Origin of the sequence: Halomonas sp. KM-1, from assembly GCF_000246875.1 — a bacterium.
Taxonomy (GTDB): domain Bacteria; phylum Pseudomonadota; class Gammaproteobacteria; order Pseudomonadales; family Halomonadaceae; genus Halomonas; species Halomonas aerodenitrificans.
Map to the genome: position 1 here is coordinate 1 of NZ_BAEU01000145.1, position 2,776 is coordinate 2,776.

Below are 2,776 nucleotides of genomic sequence, written 5' to 3' on the forward strand. Positions count from 1 at the left end.
CCGGGCCGGTACCCAGTTGGCCAGATCGTCGACTTTGGCCGAGGCGTAGCCGAAGTCGGCGTAGCGCTCGCTGCGGTGGCCAACCATGGAGTCCAGCGTATTGACCGCCTTGTAGGCCAGCGCCAGCGGCGCTCCACCGAGCAGCGCCCAGAACAGCGGCGCGGTGATGCCGTCGACCGTGTTCTCGGCCACGGTTTCCACCGTGGCGCGGGTGATCCCGGCCTCGTCGAGGGCCTCGGTATCGCGTCCCACGATCATCGACACCGCACGGCGCGCGGCGTCGAGGTCACCTTGGGCCAGCGGACCGGCCACTGCGAAGGCGGCATCGCGCAGCCCCTTGATCGCCAGCGCACTGGCCAGCAGCAGCAGTTCGCCGATGAGTCCCAGCCAGGGATGCAGCCCGGCAAGCAGCGCCAGCACACCCCAGACCAGGAAATAAGTGAGCCCCACCACGCAGCCGGTGAGCAGAAAGCCCTTGAGCCGCCGCGCCCGGGGCGAGCCGCGGTTCCAGCGACGCTCCAGCACCTCGATCAGCCGCCCCATGGCAACCACCGGGTGCGGAAGCCAGCGCGGGTCGCCGATCAGCAGATCCAGCGCAATGGCCCCCAGCAGTAGCGTCAGCAGGGCCAGGCTCAGCGGCTCGGCGCTCATGCTTCGGCGCTCATGACTCGGGGGCAGCGCCAGCCACCCCGGCCGAATCGAAGGTGGCCATCTCGCTCAGCATACGGCAGGCGGCTTCGAGCAGCGGGAAGGCGAGCGCCGCCCCGGTGCCCTCGCCCAGGCGCAGCTGCATGTCGAGCAGCGGCTCGGCGTCGAGTAGCTCCAGTGCCACGTCGTGGCCCGGCTCGCAGGAACGGTGGCCGAAGATCAGGTAGCCGCGCAGCGCAGGCGCGAGGCGGCAGGCCACCAGCGCCGCCACCGTGGCGATGAAGCCGTCGACCAGGATCGGCATGCGCCGGGCGGCCGCACCCAGGTAGGCGCCGGCCATGGCGGCGATCTCCAGCCCGCCGAGCTTGGCCAGCACCTCGAGCGGCCGAGCCAGGTCCGGCTGGCGCGCCGCCAGCGCCCCTTCGATCACCCCGGCCTTGTGGGCCAGGCGTGAGATATCGATGCCGGTCCCTTGCCCCACCAGGCGGGTCACCGGCCGGCCGCTCAAGGCGGCCAGCAGGGCGCTGCTGGAGGTGGTGTTGGCAATGCCCATCTCGCCGACGATCAGGCAGCGGCAGCCGGCGGTGTGGCTGCGCGCGGCGGCACGTATGCCGACCTCGATGGCGCGCTGGGCCTCGGCCAGGCTCATGGCATCCTCGCGGGCGAAATTGGCGGTGCCGGAACGCACCTTGTCGTGGACCACGCCCTCACCTTCGACGGTACCCTTCACCCCCACGTCGACGACCTCGAGCCGCGCGCCGATCTGGCGGGCAAAGACATTGATGGCGGCACCGCCGGCGGCGAAATTGTCCACCATCTGCGCCGTGACCTCTTGAGGAAAGGCCGACACGCCCTCTTCGGCCACGCCATGGTCGGCGGCGAAGACGATCACCCCGGGCGGGCTCACCCTGGGTGAAGCATTGCCGCTCATACCGGCCAGCGACTTGGTCAGGGCCTCGAGGCGCCCCAGGCTGCCAGGGGGTTTGGTGAGGTTGTCGAGGCGTGCCTGCACGGCAGTGGCGAGTGAGTCATCGACCGGCACGATAGCGGCCAGGGTATCGGCAAGCATGAGCGTATCCTGATAGGGCGTGAAGCAGCCGCCATCTTAACAGGCTGGCACGGCCTGTCACGGCGCCGTGCCCAGCGCTCCCACCTGTCGGCTTTGCCGTGGCTGCTCGGGCTCCCGCTCGCCGGCCAGGGCCAGGCGTGCCGAATTCGCCACCACGCTGAGCGAGCTGGCCACCATGGCCAGTACCGCTATCAGAGGCGGAATCGGCATGGCCACCGCCAGCCCCAGCGCCAGCAGGTTGTAGACCCCGGAGAGCACCAGATTCTGGCGCATCACCCGGCGCGTGCGGCGCGCCAGGCGCCAGGCCACCTCGACCCCGGCCACCCCGGGCTTCAGCAACGCCACGCTGGCGCCCTCCTGCACTGTGGTATTGGCACCCAGCGGCGCCACGCCGACGCTGGCGGTGGCCAGCCCCACCACGTCGTTGAGCCCGTCGCCCACGTAGAGCGACGGCTGCGGCATGGCCGCCAGCAGCTTGGCCTTGGCCTCGGGGCTGCGCCCGGCATAGCACTCTTCCGCTTTCATGCCCACGGCATCCGCCAGCCGCCTCACCGCCGGCCCCCTGTCACCGCTGATCAGGGCCAGGGCAAGCCCCTCTCGGCGCAGTTCGGTCAGCGTCTCGCTAGTACCGGGCAGGGCCGTCTCGCCGAGGGTGAAGCGGGCCAGCAGGGTGCCGCCACAGGCCAGCAGCACTTCGCTCTCTCCCGAGTCGGCGGCCTGCTCGGTGGCAACGCCCTGCTCGGCGAGCCAGGCACGGCTGCCCAGCAGCAGCTCTCGCCCGTCGCCAAGTGAGACCCGCCGCCCGCGTCCGCCGACCTCCTCGGCCTGCACGATCTCGAGCTCCCCGCCCGCCCCGGCATCCTGGGCATCTTGAACATAGCGACGCACGGCCCGCGCCAACGGGTGCTCGCTGCCACGCGCCGCCACCGAGGCCAGCGCCAGCAGCTCCGGTTCAGACAGGTTGGACGCCGAGTGCATGGCCTGCACCTGCGGCTCCCCGGCGGTGAGGGTGCCGGTCTTGTCGAAGGCGGCGCTGCGGATTCGCGCCAGCGTCTCGAA

General features: G+C 71.1%; 3 protein-coding genes. All 3 read right to left on the minus strand.

Going from position 1 to position 2,776, the window contains the following annotated elements; genetic code table 11:
* Positions 1 to 651 (minus strand): adenosylcobinamide-phosphate synthase CbiB (gene cbiB, locus B8115_RS18255; RefSeq protein ID WP_010629284.1); only part of this gene is annotated, 651 nt, incomplete at its 3' end.
* Positions 652 to 661: 10 nt separating this feature from the next.
* Entirely contained in the window at positions 662 to 1,717 is a 1,056-nt protein-coding gene (gene cobT, locus B8115_RS18260; protein WP_010629285.1) for a nicotinate-nucleotide--dimethylbenzimidazole phosphoribosyltransferase, read from the minus strand.
* A 57-nt stretch (positions 1,718 to 1,774) separates the two neighbouring features.
* The coding region (locus tag B8115_RS18265) for an HAD family hydrolase (protein ID WP_010629286.1) at positions 1,775 to 2,776 on the minus strand (1,002 nt) is incomplete at its 5' end.

Coding starts and splice junctions, on each gene's coding strand:
- cobT (WP_010629285.1), bottom strand. CDS start 1,717: ATGCTTGCCGATACCCTGGCCGCTATCGTGCCGGTCGATGACTCACTC.